The 20,899-nt window shown below is 70.2% G+C and carries 20 protein-coding genes and 1 tRNA gene; 15 read left to right on the forward strand and 6 right to left on the reverse strand.

Annotation, left to right across the window (positions count from 1 at the left end; genetic code table 11):
• Nucleotides 1-35: 35 nt before the first annotated feature.
• From lgt to lnt, 4 genes are read left to right on the forward strand one after another with little or no spacing between them, the layout of a single operon-like run.
• Entirely contained in the window at nt 36-923 is an 888-nt protein-coding gene (gene lgt / locus IEY71_RS03785) for a prolipoprotein diacylglyceryl transferase (RefSeq protein WP_189083943.1), read from the forward strand.
• Nucleotides 924-975: 52 nt separating this feature from the next.
• Nucleotides 976-1,233, forward strand: coding sequence for a hypothetical protein (locus IEY71_RS03790; RefSeq protein WP_189083944.1), 258 nt, complete (start codon nt 976-978; stop codon nt 1,231-1,233).
• Nucleotides 1,230-2,768 carry a multicopper oxidase family protein gene (locus IEY71_RS03795; protein WP_189083945.1) on the forward strand — a complete coding sequence of 513 codons (1,539 nt, stop codon included), beginning with the start codon at nt 1,230-1,232 and terminating at the stop codon, nt 2,766-2,768. Before IEY71_RS03790 ends, IEY71_RS03795 begins: the two co-directional genes overlap by 4 nt.
• Nucleotides 2,769-2,823: 55 nt before the next feature.
• Nucleotides 2,824-4,326, forward strand: coding sequence for an apolipoprotein N-acyltransferase (gene lnt, locus IEY71_RS03800; RefSeq protein WP_268243552.1), 1,503 nt, complete (start codon nt 2,824-2,826; stop codon nt 4,324-4,326).
• Nucleotides 4,327-4,436: 110 nt separating this feature from the next.
• Here the strand turns inward: lnt and IEY71_RS03805 are convergent.
• Nucleotides 4,437-4,523: transfer RNA gene (locus IEY71_RS03805), tRNA-Leu, on the reverse strand.
• Nucleotides 4,524-4,820: 297 nt separating this feature from the next.
• Between IEY71_RS03805 and IEY71_RS03810 the strand changes: the two genes are divergently transcribed.
• The 9 genes from IEY71_RS03810 (at nt 4,821) to pknB (ending at nt 17,151) form a co-directional block, all read left to right on the forward strand.
• A complete protein-coding gene (locus IEY71_RS03810; protein ID WP_189083947.1) occupies nt 4,821-5,606 on the forward strand; it encodes an HAD family hydrolase in 786 nt (261 codons plus the stop codon).
• A complete protein-coding gene (locus tag IEY71_RS03815; RefSeq protein WP_189083948.1) occupies nt 5,603-8,113 on the forward strand; it encodes a glycoside hydrolase family 65 protein in 2,511 nt (836 codons plus the stop codon). The genes IEY71_RS03810 and IEY71_RS03815 overlap by 4 nt, the downstream gene beginning before the upstream one ends.
• A 66-nt stretch (nt 8,114-8,179) precedes the next feature.
• Complete coding sequence (locus tag IEY71_RS03820; RefSeq protein ID WP_189083949.1) at nt 8,180-8,914, forward strand: FHA domain-containing protein; 735 nt, start codon at nt 8,180-8,182, stop codon at nt 8,912-8,914.
• Nucleotides 8,911-9,459, forward strand: a complete 549-nt coding sequence (locus IEY71_RS03825) for an FHA domain-containing protein FhaB/FipA (protein WP_189083950.1) — start codon at nt 8,911-8,913, stop codon at nt 9,457-9,459. Before IEY71_RS03820 ends, IEY71_RS03825 begins: the two co-directional genes overlap by 4 nt.
• Nucleotides 9,460-9,462: 3 nt before the next feature.
• Entirely contained in the window at nt 9,463-10,692 is a 1,230-nt protein-coding gene (locus IEY71_RS03830) for a Stp1/IreP family PP2C-type Ser/Thr phosphatase (protein ID WP_189083951.1), read from the forward strand.
• Nucleotides 10,693-10,840: 148 nt separating this feature from the next.
• Entirely contained in the window at nt 10,841-12,190 is a 1,350-nt protein-coding gene (locus IEY71_RS03835) for an FtsW/RodA/SpoVE family cell cycle protein (RefSeq protein ID WP_229781629.1), read from the forward strand.
• Entirely contained in the window at nt 12,187-13,641 is a 1,455-nt protein-coding gene (locus tag IEY71_RS03840) for a peptidoglycan D,D-transpeptidase FtsI family protein (RefSeq protein WP_189083952.1), read from the forward strand. Before IEY71_RS03835 ends, IEY71_RS03840 begins: the two co-directional genes overlap by 4 nt.
• Entirely contained in the window at nt 13,638-15,389 is a 1,752-nt protein-coding gene (locus tag IEY71_RS03845) for a protein kinase domain-containing protein (protein WP_189083953.1), read from the forward strand. The genes IEY71_RS03840 and IEY71_RS03845 overlap by 4 nt, the downstream gene beginning before the upstream one ends.
• Before the next feature lie 67 nt (nt 15,390-15,456).
• Complete coding sequence (gene pknB, locus IEY71_RS03850; RefSeq protein WP_189083954.1) at nt 15,457-17,151, forward strand: Stk1 family PASTA domain-containing Ser/Thr kinase; 1,695 nt, start codon at nt 15,457-15,459, stop codon at nt 17,149-17,151.
• Nucleotides 17,152-17,187: 36 nt separating this feature from the next.
• On the opposite strand, the gene IEY71_RS03855 is transcribed toward pknB, so the two are convergent.
• Genes IEY71_RS03855 through IEY71_RS03865 form a run of 3 tightly spaced genes read right to left on the reverse strand, consistent with a single transcriptional unit; the run spans nt 17,188 to nt 18,703 of the window.
• The gene (locus tag IEY71_RS03855; RefSeq protein ID WP_189083955.1) at nt 17,188-17,820 is read right to left on the reverse strand and encodes an anthranilate synthase component II; all 633 of its coding nucleotides are present in this window, start codon (nt 17,818-17,820) and stop codon (nt 17,188-17,190) included.
• Nucleotides 17,821-17,976: a hypothetical protein gene (locus IEY71_RS03860; RefSeq protein ID WP_189083956.1), complete on the reverse strand. Its 156-nt coding sequence runs from the start codon at nt 17,974-17,976 to the stop codon at nt 17,821-17,823.
• A gap of 1 nt (nt 17,977) precedes the next feature.
• Nucleotides 17,978-18,703: a class E sortase gene (locus tag IEY71_RS03865; protein WP_229781513.1), complete on the reverse strand. Its 726-nt coding sequence runs from the start codon at nt 18,701-18,703 to the stop codon at nt 17,978-17,980.
• A 176-nt stretch (nt 18,704-18,879) separates the two neighbouring features.
• On the opposite strand from IEY71_RS03865, the gene IEY71_RS03870 reads away from it, so the two are divergent.
• Nucleotides 18,880-19,119 (forward strand): cell division protein CrgA, encoded by a 240-nt coding sequence (locus IEY71_RS03870; RefSeq protein WP_189083957.1) that lies wholly within the window; start codon nt 18,880-18,882, stop codon nt 19,117-19,119.
• Nucleotides 19,120-19,359: 240 nt separating this feature from the next.
• Here the strand turns inward: IEY71_RS03870 and IEY71_RS03875 are convergent, their stop codons facing one another.
• Nucleotides 19,360-19,986: a rhomboid family intramembrane serine protease gene (locus IEY71_RS03875; RefSeq protein WP_308426115.1), complete on the reverse strand. Its 627-nt coding sequence runs from the start codon at nt 19,984-19,986 to the stop codon at nt 19,360-19,362.
• On the opposite strand from IEY71_RS03875, the gene IEY71_RS18580 reads away from it, so the two are divergent.
• Complete coding sequence (locus IEY71_RS18580) at nt 19,979-20,155, forward strand: hypothetical protein (protein ID WP_308426116.1); 177 nt, start codon at nt 19,979-19,981, stop codon at nt 20,153-20,155. The two genes, IEY71_RS03875 and IEY71_RS18580, sit on opposite strands and share 8 nt — an antisense overlap.
• An 84-nt stretch (nt 20,156-20,239) precedes the next feature.
• On the opposite strand, the gene IEY71_RS03880 is transcribed toward IEY71_RS18580, so the two are convergent.
• The gene (locus tag IEY71_RS03880; RefSeq protein WP_189083959.1) at nt 20,240-20,791 is read right to left on the reverse strand and encodes a peptidylprolyl isomerase; all 552 of its coding nucleotides are present in this window, start codon (nt 20,789-20,791) and stop codon (nt 20,240-20,242) included.
• Nucleotides 20,792-20,899: the final 108 nt, after the last annotated feature.

Genomic DNA, 20,899 nt, shown 5'->3' on the forward strand with positions numbered 1-20,899 from the left:
ACCGGCCGCGCCCCGACCTTGACGGAGACGGATTGATGCTCGAACTCGCCAACGGGATCCCCAGCCCCGACCTCACCTCCTTCCAGCTCGGCCCGATCACCGTCCGCTTCTATGCGCTGTTCATCCTGACCGGCATCGTCCTCGCGGTCTGGCTCACCTCTCGTCGGCTCACCCGACGCGGCGGCGCGCCCGGCGTCGTCCTGGACATCACGCTGTGGGCCGTGCCGTTCGGCATCATCGGCGGCCGGTTTTACCACGTCATCACGCACCCCAGCGACTATTTCTTCCCCGGCGCCGATCTCTGGAAGACGCTGTACGTCTGGGAGGGTGGACTGGCGATCTTCGGCGCGGTGCTCCTCGGCGGGGTCGGCGCCTACCTCGGATGCCGGCGCGCCAGGATCCGCTTCCTCTCCTTCGCCGACGCGCTCGCCCCGGGGCTGCTGCTCGCCCAGGCGGTCGGCCGGCTGGGAAACTACGTCAATCAGGAGCTGTTCGGCACTCCGACCACGCTGCCCTGGGGCCTGCACATCGACCCGGCGTCGCCGGCGTTCCCCGAGGGCCTGCCCGACGGAACGCTCTTCCATCCGCTGTTCCTCTACGAATTGCTCTGGAACCTCGCGGGTGCCGCCCTGATCCTGCTCCTGGACCGGAGGCTCTCGCTTCGATGGGGCAAGGCGCTCGGTCTCTACCTGATCGTCTACGGCACCGGCCGCGCGTGGTTCGAGTCCTTCCGGCTCGACCCCACCGAACTCCTCCTGCTGGGCATCAAGGTCAACCTCCTGACCGCGCTCGTCGTCGCGCTCATCGGGGTTCTGCTCATCGTCGTGCAAACGCGTCGGCACCCTGAACCGGAGACCAGCGTGTACCTCCCGGGGCGCGAGCCCTCGGCCGGCGAGGCACCCGCTCAGCCTGGTTCGAGTTGACCGGGTCCACCGCTTCCACTCGTACTCGGATCTCACCACGCAAAGGAGCATCATGACCCCTCGCACCCCCGCTCCGCCGGGAAGCCCCGAAGACGCCCAGCGCAGGTACCGGCGCCGGCAACGATTCCTCCGCATCGGTCAGGCGGTGATGGCGCTGGGCTTCCTCGTCGCCCTGATCCACTGGCTGGCCCATCTGGAGGCCTTCGGGCCGGCCCAGCCCGAAGGCTGGATCGACCTGGTCGCTGGCTACCCGATGGGGGCGCTCCTCCTCGTCGCGGGCGCGATCCTCGCCAGCCGGAAGACGACATGAACCACGGCGCATCCTCACGAGTCGGGCGGGCGGACTCCCCGCGCGGGCCACGCCAGCTGAGTCGTCGCACCCTCCTCGGCGGAGCGGTCGGCAGTGCGGCACTGCTCGCCCTGGCCGCGTGCACGCCCACGCCGCGCTTCCTCTCCCCCACCTCTGCCGCGGTGGCCGCTACAGAGGCGGCCCGCCAGACCACCGGAGCCGTCACGAAGGTGGCCCTCGACGCGGCCCCCACCACGATCGACCTCGCCGGAGCGCAAGTGCAGACGTGGGCGTACGGCACGATCCCCGCTCCCGTGATCAGGGTCCGGCAGGGCGATCGGGTGCAAGCGACCTTGCGCAACGGCCTGCCCGACGCGTCGAGCGTCCACTGGCACGGGGTCGCACTCCGAAACGACATGGACGGGGTCCCCGTGCTCACCCAGGACCCGGTCTCGGCGGGCGGGTCGTTCACGTACGACTTCGTGACGCCGCACTCGGGGACGTACTGGTTCCATCCGCACTCCGGCACCCAGCTCGACCGCGGGCTCTACGGTGCGCTCATCATCGACGATCCGCGCGAGCCCGGGGGCTACGACGACGAGTGGGTCGTCATCCTCGACGACTGGCTGGACGGCGTCAGTGCCACCCCCGATGACGTCCTGCAGGAGCTCTCCGGCGGCATGGGCGGGATGGGTGAGATGGATGGCTTCATGCGGATGGGCAACCTGCTGATGGGCGCCGATTCCGATGCGCTGGGCGGCGACGCCGGCGACGTGTACTACCCGCACTACCTGCTCAACGGCCGGCCCTCGGCGGATCCGGAGACCTTCCGGGCGAGTGCCGGCGCGCGAGTGCGGATCCGCTTCATCAACGCGGGGTCGGACACCGCCTTCCGGGTCGCGCTCGCGGGACACCGGATGACGGTGACCCACACCGACGGGTTCCCGGTCGAGCCGCTCACCGGTGACGCCGTCCTGATCGGAATGGGAGAACGCTACGACGTCGTGGTCACCCTCGAGGACGGCGCATTCCCACTGGTCGCCGGGGCGGAAGGGAAACGGGAGCGGGTGCGGGCCGTCGTCCGCACCAGCGACGCGGCGACGCCACCGGCGGACGTGGCCGTGCCCGAGCTGTCGGGGCAACTGATCACGGCGGATCTCCTTCGGGCCGCCGCGGACGTGCAGTTGGACGGCCGCTCACCGAGCCGGAAGCTGACGGTTCGGCTCACCGGGGGGATGGCGGCCTACGACTGGGCGCTCGATGGGCGGGCGTTCGATATGGACGACCCGATGAAGAACGCCATCCCGATCACCGAGGGCGACCGGGTCAGACTCACGTTCGTGAACGACACGAAGATGTGGCATCCGATGCACCTGCACGGCCACACCTATCAGCACGCGGGCGGGGGGCCGCGGAAGGACACGTCCATCGTGCTGCCCGGCGAGCGGCTGGTGGTGGACTTCGATGCCGACAACCCGGGGCGGTGGCTCACCCATTGCCACAACCTCTACCACGGCGAAGTCGGGATGATGGGTGTCCTCGCCTACACCGACTGAGTTCGTCCGGCCCCGCCCGGTCACGCCTTCCTCCCGCCGGAGCGCGTCGGCCGTGATGCCGTTCGCGAGCGCAGCCGCCGGTGGACTGGCGACCGCGCTCGCGTTCCCCGGCGTCGGGTGGTGGCCGTTGCTCTTCGTCGGCGTCCCGCTGCTGATGGCGGCGATGACCACCCCCCGTCTCGGCGTCGCGCTGTCGGCGAGCGCGTTGGGCGGCGGCGTCTTCTGGGGCGTGCACGTGTTCTGGCTCACGGTTTACCTGGGTCCGGCGCCGTGGCTCGGCTTGGCCGGGTTGCAGACGCTGTTCTTCGTGGTGGGCGGCGCAGCGACCTGGGCGGTCCACCGGGCCCTGAACCGGGAGGCCGGGGTCCGCCGGCTCCTCCTCGTTCCCGCGGCCTTGGCGGCGATCTGGGCCGCCCGGGAGTGGGTGACCGGGGTGTGGCCGTACGGCGGGTTCGGCTGGGGCAAGCTCGCGTATTCGCAATCGGAGAGCCCGTTCGCCGAGCTGATCGGCTGGACCGGTGCGACCGGGATGTCCTTCGTCCTGGCTTTCCTGGCCGGCGTCCTCCTCCAGTCCGTCCGGTATCGCTCGACCGCACCGGCCCGGGGCGGCTACGTCGCGATGGTCCTCGTGCTGGCAGCCGCGCTGGTCCCCGCGTTCCCGGTCGCGAGCTCGGGAACCCTCCGGGTCGGCGCGGTGCAGGGAAACTCGGAGGCGGGCCTGCTCGCCGTGAACCGGCCGGGGCGGATCCTCGAGGACCATCTGCGGGCTGCGACCCCGTTGCTGGCCGAGGACCTCGACCTGCTCGTCCTCCCCGAGAACGCGGCGGACCTGAGCCCGCTGGACGACCCGGGGGCCGCCGACGCGATCGACGGACTCTCCCGCCTGGTCCGCGCGCCGGTACTGCTCGGGACGATCACTCGTAGCGGTGACGACACCTACAACTCGGCACTCGTGTGGGAGGAGGGCGACGCCGTCGCCCAGTACGACAAGAAGCACCCGGTCCCGTTCGCCGAGTATCTCCCCGATCGTGAGTTCTGGTTCCCGCTCGCACCCGATCTGTTCTCGCTCATCCCCCGAGACTTCTCGTTCGGCGAGCGCAGCAACGTCCTCGACATCGGCGATGTGCGAGCCGGTGTCGCGATCTGCTACGACATCGTCGACGACGCGCTCATCCGGGAGATGATCGCCGGCGGCGCCCAGGTGATCATCTCCCCCACGAACAACGCGGACTTCGGCCGCACCGATCAGAGTGCGCAACAGCTCGCAATCGCACGTCTGCGCGCCATCGAGAGCGGACGCAGCCTCGTGAACGCATCGACCGTCGGCGTTTCGGCCATGATCAGTCCCGATGGGCGGACCATCGAGGGGCTCACTCCGTTCACGCCGGGTGCGATGGTGAACGATGTCCCCTTGTCCGCGACGGTCACGCCGGCGATGGCCTTCGGCGACGCCGTCGAGATCCTGCTGGTCGGCGCGGGCGCGATGCTCGTCGTCGGGGCGACCCTCCGGATGCCGGGCGGCGGCCGGAGGCGGGCTTCGGCGAACGGAGAGCGGTGAACTCACCGAGCTCGCCGACCTCGCCGAGGGCGTCAGCGACCGGCCACGCGCGTCACGGCTGGAGGGCGAACGACGAAGGCCCCGGCGAACCCGCCGGGGCCTTCTCGTGGTGGTGCGCAAGGGGGGAGTTGAACCCCCACGCCCTTTCGGGCACACGGACCTGAACCGTGCGCGTCTGCCTATTCCGCCACTTGCGCATGCCGGCACTCGCGTGCCAGCCGATCGAGACTAACACTTCACCCGCCCGAACTCCATTCGACGGCCGCCCCCTCGCGCCGTGCGAGTCGCACTACAGACCAGGGCACGCGCCCGTTCGGGTGGCGCTGCCGACGAATCGTCGTGCAACTCGCACCCCGGCGCGCGCCGCACGACGCTTCGAACCCGCTGAGCGTCCTCGCCTCCCCTCGCGGGCCGCGCGCCTCCGGGCATAGCATCGGACGCGGGTGTTGACGCCCAGACCGACGTGACGACGACGACGTGACGAAAGGACCGGCGTGACTACCGTCGACCCCTCCCCCGATCTCTCCCCCATCCGCGCGTGGCTCTTCGACCTCGACGGGGTGCTGACGCCGACCGCGGTGGTGCACATGCACGCCTGGGCGCGGCTGTTCACCCCCTACCTCGCCGAGCACGGAGCGGCCCCGTACACCGAGGCCGACTACTTCGCGTACATCGACGGCAAGCCCCGCTACGACGGCGTGCGCAGCCTGCTCGCGAGCCGGGGCATCCGCATCCCGGAGGGCGAGCCGAGCGATCCGCCGAGCGCCGACACGGTGCACGGCCTCGGCAACCGCAAGAACGCCGTCTTCACCGACACCCTCGCCGAGGAGGGCGTCTCGCCCTATCCCGCGAGCGTCGCCTTCCTCGATGCGATCGAAGCGGCCGGATGCCTCGCCGCGGTCGTGTCGAGCTCGAAGAACGCCCCCGAGGTGCTGCGCGCCGCCGGCCTCGCCCCGCGCTTCGAGGTCGTCGTCGACGGCGGCTACGCGGCCGCCGAGCAGCTGCCCGGCAAGCCCGCGCCCGACACCTACACGCGCGCGGCCGAGCTGCTGGGCGTGCCGTCGCAGGCCTGCGCCGTCGTCGAGGACGCCGAGTCCGGCGTGCAGGCGGGCGCCGCGGGCGACTTCGGTCTCGTCGTCGGCGTCGACCGCGGCGTCGGACGCGATACGCTGCTGCGGCTCGGTGCCGATGTCGTCGTCGACGAGCTCGACGAGCTCGTCCCCGCGCTGAGCACCGCACCGCCCTGCCCCGACCCCACGACCGGAAAGCGCACTGCATGAGGTTCGCCGACACCGACCCGCTGAACCGCACCCGGTTCCCGCTCGACGAGTGGGCGCTGGTCGAGACCGATTTCCAGGCCGACGACCAGGGCCGCACCGAGACCCTGTTCGCGGTCGGCAACGGCTACCTCGGCCTCCGCGGCAACATCGAGGAGGGCCGCGACGGCTTCGCGCACGGCACCTTCGTCAACGGCTTCCACGAGACCTGGCCCATCCGGCACGCCGAGGAGGCCTTCGGCTTCGCCCGCGTCGGCCAGACGATCGTGAACGCGCCGGACGCGAAGATCATCCGCCTCTACGTCGACGACGAGCCGCTCGTCATCACCGAGGCCGAGATCCTCGCCTACGAGCGCCGGCTCGACTTCCGCACGGGCGTGCTGAGCCGTTCGATCGAGTGGCGCACCCCGGCCGGCAAGCGGGTGCTCATCACGAGCCGCCGCATGACGAGCTTCGTCGACCGGCACCTCGCGGTGCTCGACTACGAGGTGGAGCTGCTCGACGCCGACGCCGCGGTCACGATCACGAGCCACATCCTGAACCGTCAGGACGGCCGCGACGAGTACCGCTCCGGCGTCACCGAGGCCCCGGGCGCCTTCGACCCGCGCAAGGCCGAGACGTTCACCGAGCGGGTCCTGCAGCCGCGGGTGAAGCGGCAGCACGGCGACCGCTACCTGCTCGGCTACCAGACCACGAATTCCGGGATGGCCCTCGCGGTCGGCGCCGAGCACGCCATCGCGACCGACAACCCGTACACCGAGACCGGCACGATCGACGACGACCTCGCCAAGCACACCTACCGGGTGCAGGCGAAGCAGGGCCATCCGATCCGCGTGACGAAGCTCGTCAGCTACCACTCGGCCCGCTCGGTGCCGGCGCGCGAGCTCGGCGACCGCGCCGACCGCACGCTCGACCGGGCGCTCGAGCAGGGTGTCGCCGAGCTCTTCACGCAGCAGCGCGACTGGCTCGACGACTACTGGGTCCGCTCGGACGTCGAGGTCGGCGGGCAGCCGCTGCTGCAGCAGGCGATCCGGTGGAACCTGTTCCAGCTCGCCCAGGCCTCCGCCCGCACCGACGGCGGCGGCGTCGCGGCGAAGGGGGTCTCGGGGTCCGGCTACGGCGGCCACTACTTCTGGGACTCCGAGATCTACGTCATGCCGTTCCTCACGTACACGGCGCCGATCGTGGCGCGGAACGTCATGCGCTTCCGGCAGAAGATGCTGCCGGCGGCCCGCGCCCGCGCGCTCGAGCTGAACCAGCAGGGCGCCCTGTTCCCGTGGCGCACGATCAACGGTCTCGAGTCGAGCGCGTACTACGCGGCGGGCACCGCGCAGTACCACATCGACGCCGACATCTCCTACGCGCTGATGCACTACGTGCAGGCCACGGGCGATGAGGACTTCCTCGCCCGCGGCGCGATCGACATCCTCGTCGAGACGGCGCGGATGTGGGAGGACCTGGGCTTCTGGCGGCACAACGCCGACGACGTGTTCCACATCCACGGCGTCACCGGGCCCGACGAGTACACGACCGTCGTGAACGACAACCTGTACACGAACGTCATGGCCCGGGCGAACCTCGAGGACGCGGCGAGCGCGGTCGACCAGCTGCAGGTGCGGCATCCGCTCGAGTACCACAAGCTCGTCGAGCGGCTCGGCGTGACCCCGGCGGAGGTCGCCGGCTGGCGCCGCGCCGCGGCGCACATGCACATCCCCTTCGACGCGAAGCTCGGCGTGCACCCGCAGGACGCCGCGTTCCTCGACAAGGAGCTGTGGGACCTCGAGCAGACCCCCGAGCAGCTGCGCCCGCTCCTGCTGCACTACCACCCGCTGGTGATCTACCGCTTCCAGGTGCTGAAGCAGGCGGATGTCGTGCTCGCCCTCTTCCTGCAGGGCGACCGGTTCACGACCGAGCAGAAGCTCGCCGACTTCGAGTACTACGACCCGCTGACCACGGGCGACTCGACGCTGTCGGCGGTCGTGCAGTCGATCATGGCGGCCGAAGTCGGCTATCACGAGCTCGCGCTGCGCTACTTCCGCTCGGCGCTGTTCGTCGACCTCGCCGATCTGCACCACAACGCCGCCGACGGCGTGCATGTCGCGTCGACGGGCGGCGTGTGGAGCGCACTCGTGTTCGGCTTCGGCGGCTTCCGCGACCACAAGGGCAAGTACGGCTTCGACCCGCGGCTCCCCGACGGCTGGGACGAGCTGACCTTCCGCATCACGCTGCGCGGGGCACGGGTCCGCGTCACGGTGCAGCCCGAGGCGATCCGCTTCGCCCTCGAGACGGGCGAGCGGGTGGAGCTCGCGGTGCGCGGCACGCCGGTCGTCGTGACCGCCGAGGCGGAGGTCTCCGTGCCCCTCGACGGGCAGGGCCCGCGCATCCTCGGCCGGCCGACGATGCGCGACGTGGAGGGGGCCCGCCGGGCCGACGGCACGCTGCTCACCGCGTCGGTGCCGACGCTCTCGCTCGACGTCGACGAGGGGGATGCGACCATCCCCCTGGACTGATCACCCAGCATTTTCAGCCGCTCGCGCTAACATGACGCGAAGTCAGACACCGGAATCGGGAGACCTGTGGGCCTACTGGACAACTTCGAGAAGGGTCTCGAGCGCGCCGTCAACGGCGCGTTCGCGAAGACCTTCCGTTCCGGTCTCCAGCCGGTGGAGATCACCTCCGCCCTGAAGCGCGAGATCGACACGAAGGCCGCCGTCGTCTCGCGCGACCGCGTCCTGGTGCCGAACACCTTCACGGTGCGGATGTCGGCGGAGGACTACGACCGGATGTCCCGGCTGGGCCCCGCGCTCACCGACGAGCTCGTCGACCTCGTGCAGAAGCACGCCGCGAGCCAGCGCTTCCAGTTCGCCGGCGGCATCACCATCGAGCTGCAGCCCGATGCCGAGCTCAGCGTCGGCATGGTGCAGGTCGACTCGCAGAACGTGAAGGGCCAGGTCGCCTGGACGCCGGTGCTCGACATCGACGGCAAGCGCTACCCGATCATCAAGGGCCGCACGGTGCTCGGCCGCGGCAGCGAGGCCGACATCGCCCTCGGCGACACCGGCGCCTCCCGCCGGCACGCCGAGGTGCAGTGGGACGGCTCGCGCGCGCGCGTGCGCGACCTCGGCTCGACCAACGGCATCCAGCTCGACGGCGCCCCGGTGTCCGACTCCGTCCTGGAGCCGGACTCGGTGATCACCATCGGGCGCACCCGCATCGTGTTCCGCGTCCTCGCGCAGGCCGCGGCCGCGCCGCGCCGCGAACCCGCGACGGAGCGCCACGACATGAACGGGTTCTGGGGGCCGGCCGAATGAGTCAACTCACCCTCCTCGTCCTCCAGATCGGCTTCCTGCTGCTGATGTGGGTGTTCGTGTTCGCCATCGTGTACGCCCTGCGCAGCGACCTGTTCGGCCAGCGGGTGCGCAAGCTCCAGCCCGATGCGGCGCAGGCCGGCACCCCGGCGGCGTCCGGCTTCCCGAGCTCGCCGATCACGCCCGGCGGCGGCACCCGCAAGCCGGCCCCGGCCCCGGCTCCTGCCCCGGCCAACGGCGAGATCGCCTCGGCGCAGAACGCCCGCACGCTCGTGATCACCTCCGGCCCGAAGGCCGGTGCCGAGTTCCCGCTCGGCCGCGACGAGATCACCATCGGCCGCTCGGCCGATTCGGCGATCATCATCCGCGACGACTACACCTCGACCCACCACGCCCGGCTCATGCTGTGGAACGACCGGTGGATGATCCAGGACCTCGATTCCACGAACGGCACCTTCCTCGACGGCTCCCGGGTGAGCGTGCCGACCCCGATCCCGCTCGGAGTCCCGGTCAAGGTCGGCGCGACGACGTTCGAGCTCCGGCGGTAGCCCATGACGCACGTCAAGGCGAGCGCGGCGGTCTCACACGTCGGCCGGGTCCGGAGCAACAACCAGGACTCCGGCTTCGAGGGCAACCACCTCTTCTTCGTGGCCGACGGCATGGGCGGTCACGCCGGCGGCGATGTGGCGAGCGCGATCGCGACGCACCGCATCGCGGAGGTCGACCACGCCTTCACCGACCCCACCGAGGCGGCCGCGACGCTCGAGGGCGCCCTGATCGCGGCGAACCGGCGGCTCGCGGAGACGGTCGCCGAGCACTCAGAGCTGACCGGCATGGGCACGACCGTCAGCGCGATGATGCTGACGGGCGACCGCGTGGTCATCGCGCACATCGGCGACTCCCGCATCTACCTGCTCCGCTCGGGGGAGCTCAACCAGGTCACGATCGATCACACCTTCGTGCAGCGGCTCGTCGACGCCGGCCGCATCACCGCCGAGGAGGCGATGGTGCACCCCCGCCGTTCGGTGCTGATGCGCGTGCTCGGCGATGTCGAGGCCTCCCCGGAGATCGACACGATGGTGCTCGAGACCCGACCGGGCGACCGCTGGATGCTGTGCTCCGACGGCTTGTCGGGCGTCGTCTCCTTCGAGGAGATCCACGACTTCCTCGCGAGCGATCAGAGCGCGAAGCCCGTCGCCGAACGACTCGTCAAGGCCTCGCTCGACGGCGGCGCCCCCGACAACGTGACCGTCATCGTCGTCGACATCGGCGAACCCCCCGCACCGGAGACGCCCGGCGTCATGGTCGGCTCGGCCGCCGCGCCGCTCGCGTTCAAGACGCCCGAGCCCGCCCGGCCCCGCGGCATCCGGCTCACCCCGTTCCGCCCGCACCCGGTGCAGGAGACGCACTTCGAACCGGACTCGGTCGACTACTTCGACGAGCTGATCGAGGAGGACGAGCGTCGCCGGCGCCGCCGCCGCATCGTGTGGGGCGCCTGGATCGTGCTGCTCGTCGGCGCGATCGTCGCGGCCTTCGTCATCGGCTACCAGTGGACGCAGACCCGCTTCTACGTCGGCGAGCACAACGGGCGCGTGGCGATCTACCAGGGCATCCAGCAGAACCTCGGGCCGATCTCGCTGCACGAGCTGCACACCGAGACGACGATCGACGTCTCCGAGCTGCGCACCTACGACCAGCAGCGGGTGGAGCAGACGATCAGCGCCGACTCCTATTCCGAGGCGTCCCGCATCGTCCAGCGATTGGAGGCGTCGCTTGACTGACCCCATCGCCCCCATCGCCTCGGGTTCCTCGAGCTCGACTGGTTCCCCGAACTCGGCCGGTTACCCGAGCTCGACTGGTTCCCCGAGCTCGTCGAGGGGCGGCCGTCGCGCCGCCCGGGCCGCCGGCGAGCCGACGCCGCCCTCCGGCATCCGCCGCATCCGCCTGCCACAGAAGCTCCGCAACCTCGAGCTCGCCCTGCTGCTCTTCGCCTGCGCGATCAACGCCGGCGCGATCGTGCTCGTGCAGCTCGGCGCGCTCGGCGCCATCGACACGCAGCTGATCCTGCTGGGCGCCGGGCTCTCGGCGCTCGTCCTGGCGCTGCACATCTCGATGCGTTTCGTCGCGCGCGACGCCGACCCCTTCCTGCTGCCGATCGCGACCCTGCTCAACGGCATCGGCATCGCGATGATCTACCGCATCGACATCGCCGAGGGCGACACCGGCTGGGACAGCGCGGCCGTGCGCCAGATCGTGTGGAGCGCGATCGCGATCGTCTGCGCGATCGTGACGATCCTCGTGATCCGCAACCACCGGGTGCTGTTCAAGTACACCTACCTGTCCGGACTCGTCGCGATCGTGCTGCTCCTGCTCCCCCTCGTGCCGGGGCTCGGCGACGACCACGACGGCGCGCAGGTGTGGATCTCCATCGCCGGCGTCATGAACTTCCAGCCCGGCGAGATCGCGAAGATCGCCCTCGCCGTCTTCTTCGCCGGCTACCTCGTGCGCAACCGCGACTCCCTGTCGATGGTCGGCCGCACCTTCCTCGGCATGCGCTTCCCGCGGGCGCGCGACCTCGGGCCGCTGCTCGTCGTGTGGGCCCTGTCGATGGCGGTCATCGTGTTCCAGCGCGACCTCGGCACCGCCCTGCTCTACTTCGGGCTGTTCCTCGTGATGCTGTATGTCGCGACCGGTCGCCTGTCGTGGATCGTGCTCGGCCTCTCGCTGTTCCTCGCCGGCGCCCTCATCGCCAGCCAGGTGCTCGAGTACGTGGGCAACCGCTTCGCGAACTGGCTGAACCCCTTCGACCCGGCCCGCTACGAGGCCGAGGTGGGCGGCAGCTACCAGCTCGTGCAGGGCCTGTTCGGGCTCTCGAACGGCGGGCTGATCGGCACCGGCTGGGGTCAGGGCCGCCCGGACATCACGCCCGTGCCGCAGTCGGACTACATCATCGCGAGCCTCGGCGAGGAGCTCGGCCTCGCCGGCATCTTCGCGATCCTCGCGCTCTACCTGCTGTTCGTGTCCCGCGGTTTCCGGATCGGCTTCGCCGGGCAGGACGACTTCGGCAAGCTGCTCGGCGTCGGGCTCTCCTTCGTCGTCGCCCTGCAGGTGTTCATCGTCGTCGGCGGCGTCATGCGCGTCATCCCGCTCACCGGCCTGACGACCCCGTTCCTCGCGGCCGGCGGATCCTCGCTCGTCGCGAACTGGATCATCGTGGCGCTGCTGCTGCGGCTCTCCGACACGGTCCGCAACCATCCGAGGCTGGTGATCGACGGATGAACCGGGAACTGAAGCGCATCACGATCCTCGTCTTCGTGATGTTCCTGTCGCTCTTCGTCGCCTCGACGATCGTGCAGTACGCGCAGGCGGAGGCGCTGGCCAACGACCCGCGGAACTCGCGCACGCTGTACGAGAGCTACTCGGTCGAGCGCGGCCCGATCCTCGTCGGCGGCGAGCCGATCGCGTACTCCCAGCCCTCCGACGACGACTACAAGTTCCAGCGCGTCTACGCGAACGGCCCGCTGTACGCGCCGATCACCGGGTTCCTCCCGGTCAACGGCGAGGCGACCGGCCTCGAGCGCTCCCTGAACTCGTACCTCAGCGGCCAGTCCTCCACGCAGTTCTTCGACCAGCTGAACCGGCTGATCTCGGGCCAGGACCCGATGGGCGCCTCCGTCGAGGTCGCGATCGATCCCGTCGCCCAGCAGGCGGCGTGGGACGCCCTCGGCGACTACACCGGTGCGGTCATCGTCACCGAGCCCTCGACCGGCCGCATCATCGCGATGGTCACGAAGCCCACCTACGACCCGAACTCGCTCGCGGTGCACAACAGCGGCGAGGTCCAGGACACCTACCAGGCGCTCCTCGACGACCCCTCCGACCCGCTCTACAACCGCGCGACGGGCGGCGACATGAACCCGCCCGGCTCGGTCTTCAAGCTCGTCGTCACCGCCGCGGCCCTCGAATCCGGGCAGTACACGCCGGACAGCACCTTCCCGAACCCCGCCGAGCTCACCCTCCCCGGCACGAACTCGGTCGTCCGCAACACCGACGGTGGAACGTGCGGCGGCGGTGCCCAGGTGACCCTCGCGGACGCCCTACGGCTCTCGTGCAACATCCCGTTCGCCGAACTCGGCATGGCCCTCGGCGACGACGCCATCCGCGAGCAGGCGGAGAAGTTCGGCTTCGACTCGGAGTTCGACATCCCGACCGCCACGGAGCCGAGCACGTACCCGCGGGCGCTCGACGAGCCGCAGACGGCGCTCACCGCGTTCGGCCAGGGCGACGTTCGGGCCACGCCGCTGCAGATGGCGATGGTCTCGGCCGCGATCGCGAACGGCGGCATCGTGATGAACCCGAACCTCGTCGACCAGATCACCGCTCCCGACTTCACTCCGCTGCAGGAGTTCCAGAAGAGCGAGTTCGGCCGCGCGATCAGCAAGCAGACGGCCGACACCATGGTGCAGATGATGGTGAACGGCGTCGAGAACGGCGCCGCGAGTAATGCAAGAATAGACGGCGTCAGCGTGGCTGGGAAGACGGGCACCGCGGAGAACGGCGAGAGTGACCCGTACACTCTCTGGTTCACCGGTTTTGCCCCGGCCGACGCCCCCCAGTATGCGATCACGGTCCTGGTGGAAGACGGCGGGGGACAAGGGCAAGAGGGGTTCGGCAACGGAATTGCCGCACCGGTGGCGAAACAGGTACTAGAGGCGGTGCTGAACAAATGAGACCGAGCGCAGGGCTCACCTTCGGTGGGCGCTACGAACTGCAGTCGCGCATTGCGATCGGCGGCATGGGCGAGGTGTGGCAGGCCACTGACCTCGTCATCGGCCGACAGGTCGCCCTCAAGATCCTGAAGGACGAGTACCTCGGCGACCCGGGCTTCCTCGAGCGCTTCCGCGCCGAGGCCCGGCACGCGGCGCTCGTGAACCACGAGGGCATCGCCAACGTCTTCGACTACGGCGAAGAGGACGGCAGCGCCTACCTCGTGATGGAGCTCGTGCCCGGCGAAGCGCTGTCGACCATCCTCGAGCGGGAGCACGTGCTCTCGACCGACAAGGTGCTCGACATCGTCGCGCAGACCGCCGCCGCGCTCCAGGCCGCGCACGCGGCGGGCCTCGTGCACCGCGACATCAAGCCCGGCAACCTGCTGATCACGCCCGACGGGCGCGTGAAGATCACCGACTTCGGCATCGCCCGCATCGCCGACCAGGTGCCGCTGACGGCCACCGGCCAGGTGATGGGCACCGTCCAGTACCTCTCGCCCGAGCAGGCCTCCGGGCACCCGGCGTCGCCGACGACCGACATCTACTCGCTCGGCATCGTCGCGTACGAGTGCCTCGCCGGCCGCCGCCCGTTCACAGGCGAGTCGCAGGTCGCCATCGCGATGGCGCAGATCAACGAGACGCCGCCGGAGCTGCCGGTGACGGTCTCGGAGCCGGTTCGCAACCTCGTCTACGCGTGCATCGCGAAGAACCCGGCCGACCGGCCGCAGTCGGCGGCCCACCTCGCACGGGCCGCGACCGCGCTGCGCCGCGGCGACGTCCAGGCCGCCGCGGCCGCGGTGCCGGCGGTGCTCGGCGCCGGAGACGGCACCGCCGCGACGATGCTCATGCCGCAGCAGGGGGCGCCGACCGCGGCGACCACCGTGCTGGCGGCCGGAGCCGGTGCAGCCGCCGGCGCGGCGCTCGGCGCCGACGGTGCGGCGGAGGCCGACGACCCCGAAGCGGGCAAGAAGAAGCGCAGCAAGTGGACGTGGCCGCTGATCATCCTGATCGCGATCCTCGCGATCGTGCTGATCGGCACGATCGTCGCGCTGCTGCTCAACGGCGGCAAGGCGGGTCCGGCGACGACGAGCGCGCCGCCGAGCTCGAGCGCGCCGCCGAAGACCACCAGCGCGCCGCCGACCTCCGAGGCACCCCAGACCGTCCAGATCGACCGCACGCACTTCATCGGCATGAACGTCGACGCGGCGCGAGCGGAGATCGAGGGCATGGGGCTCCCGGTGAACGCGGTCGAGGGCGGCCCGGCCACTGAGCCCGGCCTCGCGAACACCGTCTCCGACGTCAACCCGAGCGGTCCGGTGCAGCCGGGCACGACGATCACCCTCACCTACTACGGGGAGCCGGAGACGCCGGCGGCCCCCGGCTCGGCGCCCACGGTGAACCCCGCCTCGGTGAGCCCCGGGCAGTCCTTCGACGTGTCGTGGCCGGCCGCCAACTGCCCCGCCGGGCAGACGCTCTCGGGCTACGCAATCACCGTCGAAGGTCCCGCCACCCAGCCGTCGCCGGTGTCGGACAAGGTGCAATCGGTGACGATCGCCACGAACGGTAACGCGACCGGCGAGGTGAACGTGAGCTACAGCTACTTCTGCGGTCAGCTCAACTCGCCCTCGTCCCCGGCCGCGACCGTGACGATCACCTCCTCCCCGCTGCCCGGCAACGGCAACAACGGCAACAACGGCAACAACGACTGACCCGCACTGGCGCGGCGAGCGGGGCCCCGAGCACCCGGGCTCGCGCCGATGGAAAGGACTGCACGACGTGAACGATGAAGGACGCATTCTCGCGGGTCGCTACCGCGTGGGCGCGCTCATCGGGCGCGGCGGCATGGCCGATGTGCACGTCGGCACCGACACCCGGCTCGGTCGGCAGGTCGCCATCAAGCTGCTGAAGCCGCAGCTGGCGACCGATCCGGCCTTCCGGATGCGCTTCCGGCAGGAGGCGCAGTCGGCGGCGCGGATGGCGCACCCGACCATCGTGCGCGTCTTCGACGCGGGCGAGGAGACCGTGGTCGACCCCTCCGGCCACGAGGTGCAGCTGCCGTTCATCGTGATGGAGTACGTCGAGGGCCGGCTGCTGAAGGACGTCATCAGCGACGGCCCCCTCGAACCGCAGGCGGCGGTGCGGATCGCCGAAGGCGTCCTGACCGCCCTCGAGTACTCGCACCGCGCCGGCGTCGTGCACCGCGACATCAAGCCCGGCAACATCATGATCACCACCGCCGGCCAGGTGAAGGTCATGGACTTCGGCATCGCCCGGGCCGTCTCCGACTCGTCGACGACGGTCGCGCAGACCACCGCCATCCTCGGCACCGCGGCGTACTTCTCGCCGGAGCAGGCCAAGGGCGAGACCGTCGACGCCCGCACCGACCTGTACTCGATGGGCGTCGTCCTCTTCGAGATGCTGACCGGGCGGCCGCCGTTCCGCGGCGACACCCCGGTCGCGGTGGCCTACCAGCACGTCAGCGAGCGCCCGGTGAAGCCGAGCGTCATCAACCCGAAGGTCTCGCCGGCGCTCGACGCCGTCGTGCTGCACGCGCTCGCGAAGAGCCGTGACGACCGCTACCAGACTGCGGCGGAGTTCCGGGCGGATGTCGAGACGGCGGCGTCCGGCCGCGTTCCCGTGCACCGCGAGCCCGAGGGCGCCGCACTGCTGTTCGACGCGCCCACCGGCTCGCTCTCCAGCTCCGAGCTCGCCCTGCGGCAGCTCACCGAGGACGAGACGATGACGCGCACGCAGCGTCGCCCACCGGCCGTCTGGATCTGGTCGGGCATCGTCGCGGTCGTGGTCATCGTCATCGCGGTCATGTACTGGGCGCTGAACCTGCAGCCCACGACCGAGCTGCCGTCCGACGTCGCGCGGGTCCCGGACCTCACGGGGCAGACGTACGAGCAGGCCGTCGATCAGCTGCAGGACCTCAACCTGCCGGCCACCAGGGTCGATCAGACCGACCCGTCGATCCCGGCGGGACAGGTAATCGACACCGACCCTCCGGCCGGCGAGACGGTCTCGAGCGGCACGACCATCACCGTCTTCGTGTCCAGCGGGCGCGAGGCCGTCGCCGTGCCGGATCTCGCGAACCTGACGCTCGACCAGGCGAAGCAGGCCATCACCGATGCCGGCCTCGTCCCCGGCAGCGAGACGCGCGAGAACTCCCCCACCGTGGCCGAGAACACCGTGCTCGGCAGCGACCCGGCCGCCGGCACTTCGGTCGAGCTCGGGTCGACCGTGAACTTCAAGATCTCGAACGGCCGGGTCACGCTCACCGACCTGACGGGCCAGTCCCTCGCGGCGGCGAGCTCGTTCCTGCAGTCGCAGAACCTGCAGCTCGTCCCGGTGCCCGTGCCCGATCCGGAGTGCCCCTCGCAGCCCGGTTCGCCGGTCACCCAGCAGTCGCTGCCGCCCGGCGAGGTCCCGCAGAAGTCCGAGGTCGAGCTGAGCTACTGCGCCGGCTGAGTCCTCGCAGGCTGAGCTCCTGCGCGGGCTGAGCGCCTACTTGAGGAGCGGGTTCAGGCCGGCGGCGCGCTCGCGCGCCTCGGGGAGGCCTGCCGCCGCGAGCCAGTTGCCGAGCATGCGGTATCCGCCCTCGGTGAGCACCGACTCCGGGTGGAACTGCACCCCGTAGATGGGCGCCCGCTCGTGGCGCAGCCCCATGATGACGCCGCCCTCGGTCCGGCTCGTGACGACGAGCTCGGGGGGCAGGGTGCCGTCGACGACCGCGAGCGAGTGGTACCGGGTCGCGGTGAACGGCTGCGGGACCCCCGTGTAGAAGTCGCCGTCGTCGTGGCGCACGTTCGAGGTCTTGCCGTGCATCAGCTCTTCGGCGTTGGTCACGACGCCGCCGAATGCCTCCGCGATCGCCTGGTGCCCGAGGCACACCCCAAGCAGCGGCTGCCCGCTCGCGAGCGCCGCCTCGACCGCGGGGATGGAGATGCCGGCGTCGGCCGGCTTGCCGGGACCCGGCGAGACGAGCACGGCGTCGAACTCCGCGAGGCGCGCCGGCACGTCGGCGACGGCGATGTCGTCGTTGCGGATGACCTCGGTCTCCGCGCCGAGCTCCTGCAGGTAGCCGTTGAGGGTGTAGACGAAGCTGTCGTAGTTGTCGATGACGAGGACGCGGAACATTTACTCCACCGTGACGTTGATCGGGTTCAGGATGTGGTCGACCCAGGGGAACACCCAGGTGAAGAGGGCGTAGACGGCCGCTGCGGCCAGCACGAGCATGATCAGCAGCCGCAGCCACCACGGACCGGGCAGAATGCGCCAGAGGGCTCCGTACACGTCACTGCTCCCATCGTGCGACGTCTGCCGCGATCTCGGCGGGCGGCCCGGCGGACAGCGGCTGCCACGACTCGAGCACCCCGTAGGCGATCAGGCGCTCGGCGGTGGAGTACAGCGGGTTGCAGGTCGTGAGGGTGACGATCCGGTCGGTCGCCTGCAGGTCCGGGCGGTGCGGCACCGGGGCGAGGACGTCGACCGTGTCGGGGGTGACGTACTCGAAGTCCCGGAAGCGGTAGGTGTACCAGCCGTCCTTCGTCTGGATGAAGATGCCGTCGCCCAGCTGGAGCTGCTCGATCTCGTGCATGCCGCCGCCGTAGGCGCTGCGGTGCGCGGCGATCGCGAAGTTGCCGACCTCGCCGGGCATCTGCGTCTCGGGGTAGTGCCCGACGCCGAGGTCGAAGCTGTTCAGCACGTCGAGGCCGTAGCCCTGCGCGATCGTCCGCACCGAGTCCACCGTGTCGGGGCTGTTGAACCGGGGCACGTACATCACCGCGAACGGCTCGGCGTTGCCGTACTCGCTCGTGTCGACGACGGGATCGCCGTAGTCGGCCGGATCCGGCGGCGGGGCGTCGCCCCGCGTCGCGCGCTCCTCCTCGATCCACTTCGACGACTGGGTGGATGCCGCGGCGGACTGCTGCCCGGCCATGATCGCGTCGTTCCACCAGAGCTGCCAACCGAGGAAGAGCAGGATGAGCACGCCCGCGGTCACGAGGAGTTCGCCGAACACCCCGACCACGCTCACCCGTGGGCGCGGCCTCGCCGGGCGACGCGAGGCGCGTCGCCCACCCTCAACCGGCGCGGGCGCGGACATACCCGTGAGTCTACTGCCGCCCGGCTGTGCCGGAACCGTGCGCTTCGCCGCCGGGATGGGCTCCGCGCCCCGCCTCGGCTAGAATCTCGGGCATGGCACGTGCGAAATCCCCGAAGCCCGCGAACGCGGAGCAGCCGAGCGGCGAAGAGGCCCCGAACCCCGTCTGGTTCAAGCCCGTCATGTTCGGCTTCATGCTGCTCGGACTGGCCTGGATCATCGTGTTCTACGTCTCCGGCGGGGCCTGGCCCATCGCCGACCTGGGTCCGTGGAACATCCTGATCGGATTCGGCATCGCCTTCATCGGCTTCCTCATGACCACCCGCTGGCGCTGACGCCGGACGGACCGACGACGAGAAAGGGGCGGGTGCTTCGGCACCCGCCCCTTTCTTCATGCCGAGCGAACCGCTTTCCACAGCTCTCCACAGCGTTCTCCCCATTCTCCACAGACTCCTGTGGAATCTGGGGATAACCCCGCTCGCGGCGAGATTGCCGGGAATCCGGGCCTCTGGAGCAGCATCCACTGAATCACACCTCTGTAATTCTCCCCAGACTGTGGAGAGGGTGTGGATAACTCAGAAGGCGCCGATCTTCCAGCGGGCCACGAGGAAGCCGAGCACGAAGAGCGCGACGACGAGCCCGGCAAGCAGGCCGATCTGGAGTCCGCGGCGCGAACGGTCCCGCGTCTCGAGGTAGATGAGCCCGACCAGGGCGCCGCCGATCAGGCCGCCGAGGTGGGCCTGCCAGGAGATGTTCGCGCCGGGCAGGAATCCGATCGCGAGGTTGATGGCGAGCAGCACGTAGAGCTGGGTGAGGTTGCCGCCCAGCCGTCGCTGGATCACGACGAACGCGCCCATCAGGCCGAAGATCGCTCCGGATGCGCCGAGCACCCAGGTGAACGGGTCGGCGAACACGACGACCCCGATCGAGCCGGCGAGCCCCGCGATCAGGTACAGCGCGAGAAAGCGCCAGCGGCCGAGCATCGACTCGAGCAGCTGGCCGAACAGCCACAGCGTGTACATGTTCAGCAGCACGTGCAGGATCGACCCGTGCAGCAGCAGGCTCGTGAGCGCCCGCCACGGCTCGATCGACAGCACGAAGGCCTGCGGCGTGAACGCGAAGAGGTTCGTGAGCAGCGAGCCGGTGAGGAACTGCAGCAGGTAGACGACGAGCGTCACGCCGATGATCGAGTATGTGACCACCGGAGCGCCGCGGCCCGCGGCGCTCCGCATGCGGGTGAAGGCGGCCGGTTTCGTGCGCGGCGCCTGTGCGCGCTGCTCACGCATGCACTCGGGGCAGATCACCCCGACGGGCGCCGGGGTCTGGCACTCGCCGCACACGGTGCGGCCGCAGCGCTGGCACAACACGTAGCTCCGCCGATCGGGATGCCGATAGCAGAAGTCCTCGCGGGACGGCGCGCCCTCGCTCACCCGATGCTCGAGATTCTCGGGCGGGTCAGCGCTGCTCGATGGCGATCGACTCGATCACCACGTCCTCGAGCGGCTTGTCGCGGCCGTCGGTGGGAACCGCGGCGAGCTTGTCGACGACCGCCTGGCTGGCGGCGTCGGTCACCTTGCCGAAGATGGTGTGCTTGCCCTGGAGCCAGGTGGTCGGCCCGACGGTGATGAAGAACTGGGAGCCGTTGGTGCCGCCGCCGGTGATGCGGTCGGGGCCGGCGTTGGCCATGGCGAGCACGTAGGGCTCGGTGAAGTCGAGCTCGGGGTTGATCTCGTCGTCGAACTGGTACCCGGGACCGCCGATGCCCTGGCCGAGCGGGTCGCCGCCCTGGATCATGAAGCCGGGGATGATGCGGTGGAACACGACGCCGTCGTAGAGCGGCACACCGCTCTGCTTCTGGCCGGTGCCCGGGTGGGTCCACTCCTGCTCACCGGTCGCGAGACCGATGAAGTTGCGCACCGTCTTCGGCGCGTGGTTGCCGTAGAGCTCGACCTCGATCGGGCCGTGGTTCGTCGTGATCGTCGCAACAGCGGTGGGGAGAGCAGCCATGTCGGCCATTCTCTCATGCACGAAGCGGCATCCGCTGGCAACCCCCGACGACTCCCACCTCGTTTCCAGGCGGTTCGGTGGCAAGATGGAGGAGTTCGCTGCACAACG

Origin of the sequence: Agromyces mediolanus (assembly GCF_014648575.1) — a bacterium.
GTDB lineage: Bacteria > Actinomycetota > Actinomycetes > Actinomycetales > Microbacteriaceae > Agromyces > Agromyces mediolanus.

What these genes read in the sequence shown, in the direction of transcription:
- lgt (WP_189083943.1), top strand. Translation starts at nt 36, where the DNA reads ATGCTCGAACTCGCCAACGGGATCCCCAGCCCCGACCTCACCTCCTTC.
- IEY71_RS03790 (WP_189083944.1), top strand. Translation starts at nt 976, where the DNA reads ATGACCCCTCGCACCCCCGCTCCGCCGGGAAGCCCCGAAGACGCCCAG.
- IEY71_RS03795 (WP_189083945.1), top strand. Translation starts at nt 1,230, where the DNA reads ATGAACCACGGCGCATCCTCACGAGTCGGGCGGGCGGACTCCCCGCGC.
- lnt (WP_268243552.1), top strand. Translation starts at nt 2,824, where the DNA reads ATGCCGTTCGCGAGCGCAGCCGCCGGTGGACTGGCGACCGCGCTCGCG.
- IEY71_RS03815 (WP_189083948.1), top strand. Translation starts at nt 5,603, where the DNA reads ATGAGGTTCGCCGACACCGACCCGCTGAACCGCACCCGGTTCCCGCTC.
- IEY71_RS03825 (WP_189083950.1), top strand. Translation starts at nt 8,911, where the DNA reads ATGAGTCAACTCACCCTCCTCGTCCTCCAGATCGGCTTCCTGCTGCTG.
- IEY71_RS03830 (WP_189083951.1), top strand. Translation starts at nt 9,463, where the DNA reads ATGACGCACGTCAAGGCGAGCGCGGCGGTCTCACACGTCGGCCGGGTC.
- IEY71_RS03840 (WP_189083952.1), top strand. Translation starts at nt 12,187, where the DNA reads ATGAACCGGGAACTGAAGCGCATCACGATCCTCGTCTTCGTGATGTTC.
- IEY71_RS03845 (WP_189083953.1), top strand. Translation starts at nt 13,638, where the DNA reads ATGAGACCGAGCGCAGGGCTCACCTTCGGTGGGCGCTACGAACTGCAG.
- IEY71_RS03855 (WP_189083955.1), bottom strand. Translation starts at nt 17,820, where the DNA reads ATGTTCCGCGTCCTCGTCATCGACAACTACGACAGCTTCGTCTACACC.
- IEY71_RS03870 (WP_189083957.1), top strand. Translation starts at nt 18,880, where the DNA reads ATGGCACGTGCGAAATCCCCGAAGCCCGCGAACGCGGAGCAGCCGAGC.
- IEY71_RS03880 (WP_189083959.1), bottom strand. Translation starts at nt 20,791, where the DNA reads ATGGCTGCTCTCCCCACCGCTGTTGCGACGATCACGACGAACCACGGC.